4 protein-coding genes and 1 pseudogene are annotated in these 3,529 nt (G+C 69.0%); 3 read left to right on the top strand and 2 right to left on the bottom strand.

All coding sequences use genetic code 11. The features are described from left to right. A partial coding sequence (locus JF597_RS49710; protein WP_294012697.1) for a DUF1326 domain-containing protein occupies nucleotides 1–651 on the top strand: 651 nt, incomplete at its 5' end. A 277-nt stretch (nucleotides 652–928) separates the two neighbouring features. Here JF597_RS49710 and JF597_RS49705 read toward each other — a convergent pair. After that, a complete protein-coding gene (locus tag JF597_RS49705; protein ID WP_294012694.1) occupies nucleotides 929–1,372 on the bottom strand; it encodes a PIN domain-containing protein in 444 nt (147 codons plus the stop codon). After that, nucleotides 1,369–1,629 (bottom strand): CopG family transcriptional regulator, encoded by a 261-nt coding sequence (locus tag JF597_RS49700; protein WP_294012691.1) that lies wholly within the window; start codon nucleotides 1,627–1,629, stop codon nucleotides 1,369–1,371. The genes JF597_RS49705 and JF597_RS49700 overlap by 4 nt, the downstream gene beginning before the upstream one ends. Nucleotides 1,630–1,842: 213 nt before the next feature. On the opposite strand from JF597_RS49700, the gene JF597_RS49695 reads away from it, so the two are divergent. Together JF597_RS49695 and JF597_RS49690 are read left to right on the top strand one after the other, a co-directional pair. Then, nucleotides 1,843–3,219 (top strand): MFS transporter, encoded by a 1,377-nt coding sequence (locus JF597_RS49695; RefSeq protein ID WP_294012700.1) that lies wholly within the window; start codon nucleotides 1,843–1,845, stop codon nucleotides 3,217–3,219. Between the two features lie 72 nt (nucleotides 3,220–3,291). After that, nucleotides 3,292–3,529 (top strand): annotated as a pseudogene (locus JF597_RS49690) (class II glutamine amidotransferase); the annotation flags it as partial.

Genomic DNA, 3,529 nt, shown 5'->3' with positions numbered 1-3,529 from the left:
GAACAGGCCACCACTGCGGCGCGCTGGCATCTGACCGGCGACTGGTTCGATGTGTGCAACTGCGCCATCCCCTGTCCGTGCACGTTCGGCCAGCCCCCGACCTACGGCGACTGCGAAGGCGTCCTGGTCTGGCACATCCGGGAGGGCAGCTACGGCGACGTCCGTCTCGACGGCCTCAACGTCCTGATGCTCGGCTCCTTCACGGGCAACGTCTGGGCCGGCGAGCACAGCGACCCCTACGCCGCCGTCTTCCTCGACGAACGCGCCGACGAACAGCAACGCGGTGCGCTCGGAACCGTATTCGGCGGTGAGGCGGGCGGCTGGCCGGCGCGGTTCGGGGAGATGCTCCGCCCCGAGATGCGCGGCATGGACGTCGCGCCCATCCACGTCGAGATAGACGATGACCTCGCCACCTGGCGGGCCGAGGTTCCCGGCCGTGTCACGGCAGCCGCCGAGGCGCTCACCGGCCCGACCACCGCGGAGGGCGCGCGGGTCCAGGTCCACAACGCCCCGGGTGCCGAGGTCGGACCGGGCCAGGTCGCCACCTGGGGGCGGGCCACCGTCGACCGCGCGGATGCGTTCGGCTTCACCTGGGACCGCTCCGGCAAGTCGAGCAAGCACTTCCCCTTCGACTGGAGCGGCCCCGACTGACCCGCCCAGCCACAGGGACATCCCGGCTGCGTGCTGCGCAGGGGCCTCAGAAGACGCCCGTGTACGCGTGCCACCCCCGACTTGTTGGGCGATCAGGTCGCCGACGCCGTCGCCGTTGAGGTCCCGACGCCCACGAGCCCGAGGCGGACATGGCCTTGCCGAGGGCTCCCGTCAGGGCGTTGCCGGTCCCGTCGCGTGGACGCGTTCGGTCCGTGTGTCGACGTACGGCCGGTCGCGCGGCCTTCCCCGGACGCGCTCGGCCGCCGAGGGTCTCGCGTCAGAGCGGGAGGTCGTCGGGGAGCACGCGGAACGCCTTGTGACGGCCCAGGGGTCGTACGGCCCGGAAGTCGCGCCGGTCGAGGGTGAGGATCGCGTCGGTGTCGTAATCGGCTGCCAGCGCCACGTTCACCGCGTCGGCGAGGTCCAGGTCGAGCGCGCCGTAGCGGACTCGGACGGACTGGGCGGCGCCCAAGTGGTCCTCCGTGATCCCGGGCATGACGACCCGACCTCGACTCATCCAGCGCCGCAGGTCGTCGACCGCGCTGACGGCGGCCGCGCGTCCCAGCTCGCGCGTGGCCACGTGATCGAGTTCCGCCAGCAGGAGCGGGGACATGACCAGAAGACCGGCCGCCATGATCGCCTCGTTGGCCGCCCCGTGATCCGGATGCGTCGAGTCGAGAGCGGCCAGGAGACCGGACGTGTCCGCGATGACGATGATCACTCGGCGGTTCCGGAGTCCGTGCCCCGGCGGACCGCGTCGGCGACCACGTCACGGACCTCGGCCCTGGACGGCGTACGACCCGCCCCCTCGAATGTCCGCGAGAACAGCGGCTCGTCCCAGACACGGTTCGCCATGGCCGCGAGATGGATCCCCTGGCGGATGATCTCGGCCTCGCTTATCCCCCGCCGCTTGGCCGCCTCCTTGATGATCGCCAGATCTTCGGGATCGGCGTAGACGTTCGTGCGCTTCATGGACATGTACCAACCATAGTCCATGTACTGGATTGATGTATGCGTAGCGCTGAGAGTGCGGTGAGCTCCTGACCAGCGCACGCTTGAGACCGAGGAGAGCGGAACCCCGGCCGACGAGCCGCTGAACGAGCCGACTCCCGTCGTACGAGGGAACCTTTCAGGGCGAAAGGAGCTGCGCCGGTGTCTGAAGCGGATGCTCCCGAACGCCCGCCCGGTGCGATGCGCGGTGTGCTGGCCCCCCTCGCGCTGGCCCAGTTCATCTGCAGCTTCGCCGGTTCGAACATGAACGTGATGATCAACGACATCAGCGAGGACCTGGACACGAGCGTTCAGGGAGTGCAGCTCGCGATCACGATCTTCCTCCTCGTCATGGCGGCGCTGATGATCCCCGGCGGCAAGCTGACCGACCGCTACGGCCGCAAGTGGTGCTTCCTGGCCGGTCTCGCCGTGTACGGCGTCGGCGCCCTGCTGAGCGCGGTCGCTCCGGGCCTGGGCGTCCTCATCCTCGGCAACTCGATCCTCGAAGGTGTCGGCACGGCGCTGCTCATCCCGCCCGTCTACATCCTCACGACGCTCCTCTTCACGGAGGTGACCTCCCGGGCCCGCGCGTTCGGGGCGGTCATGGCGCTGGGAGGCATCGGCGCCGCCGCCGGGCCGCTGATCGGGGGACTCATCACCTCCGCCATCAGCTGGCGGGCGGCCTTCGTGTTCCAGGCCCTGGTGATCGCGTTGATCATCATCCTGAGTCGCCGGATCAAGGACCCTCTGCCACCGGACCCCACGAGCTCCTTCGACACCACCGGAGCCATCCTCTCGGCCGTCGGCCTCATTCTCCTCGTCACGGGGATCCTGGCAGCCGACAACAACGTCTGGCTGATGATCGGCCTGCTCGTCCTCGGTGCGCTGGTTCTGCTGTGGTTCTTCCGATCGGTGCGCGCCAAGGAGCGGGCCGGCGAACAGCCACTCCTGTCGACGAGCCTGTTCCGCAACCGCACCTCCAATCTCGGTCTCGTCACGCAGAACATCCAGTGGCTCCTGCTCATGGGGACGTCGTTCGTCGTCGCCACCTATCTCCAGGTCGTCCGCGGATACGACGCCGTCCAGACCGGCGTGATCTTCACGGCCGCCACGCTCGGCCTGCTCGCGTCGTCACTGGCCGCCGAACGTCTGGCGAGGCGGTGGCCGCAGCGCACCCTGATCGTGACGGGCTTCGGTGTGGCGATCGCCGGAGTCGGCGTCCTGCTGGCCATGGCGAGCGGCTCTCCGAGTGCCTGGGCCTTCGCGCCCGGGCTCCTGCTGATCGGCCTGGGCCTCGGCCTGAGTCTGACCCCGTCGGTCAACGTGGTGCAGTCGAGCTTCCCCGACGAGCAGCAGGGCGAGATCTCCGGACTGTCGCGCAGCGTCTCCAACCTTGGTTCCTGTCTCGGCACCGCGGTCGCCGGCACCATCCTCGTCGCCGGCCTCACCACCCATGCCTACGGAGCCGCGATGATCACACTGGCGGTCCTCGGGCTCGTCGGCCTCGTCACCGCGGTGCTCCTCCCCCGGGGCCTGGTGTCGAGCACCACGCCTTCTCCGCCGCACGGACCGACATGAGGTGTCTCCGCGCGACGCCCGCATGGCGACGCGCGGTGAGGGAGACGAAAATGGACTCGGAGGTGACCGATCATGTGCCGTTGGCTCGCTTACTCGGGAACACCCCTGCTGCTCGACACCATCCTCTACAGACCGGCCCACTCGCTGATCGATCAGAGCCTCCACTCCAGACTGGGAGTCGAGACGACGAACGGCGACGGTTTCGGCGTCGGATGGTACTCAGAGGAAGGCATCGACACCCCGGCCCTGCTCAAGGACATCGGCCCCGCCTGGAACAACCGCAACCTGAGGGAGATCGCGGATCACGTCC

This window comes from Streptomyces sp. (genome assembly GCF_019510245.1).
Taxonomy (GTDB): Bacteria; Actinomycetota; Actinomycetes; order Streptomycetales; family Streptomycetaceae; genus Streptomyces.
The sequence above is the reverse complement of the archived record's forward strand: the minus strand, read 5'-3'. Positions and strand labels throughout refer to the sequence as shown.

What these genes read in the sequence shown, in the direction of transcription:
- JF597_RS49700 (WP_294012691.1), bottom strand. Translation starts at nt 1,629, where the DNA reads ATGTCCATGAAGCGCACGAACGTCTACGCCGATCCCGAAGATCTGGCG.
- JF597_RS49695 (WP_294012700.1), top strand. Translation starts at nt 1,843, where the DNA reads ATGCGCGGTGTGCTGGCCCCCCTCGCGCTGGCCCAGTTCATCTGCAGC.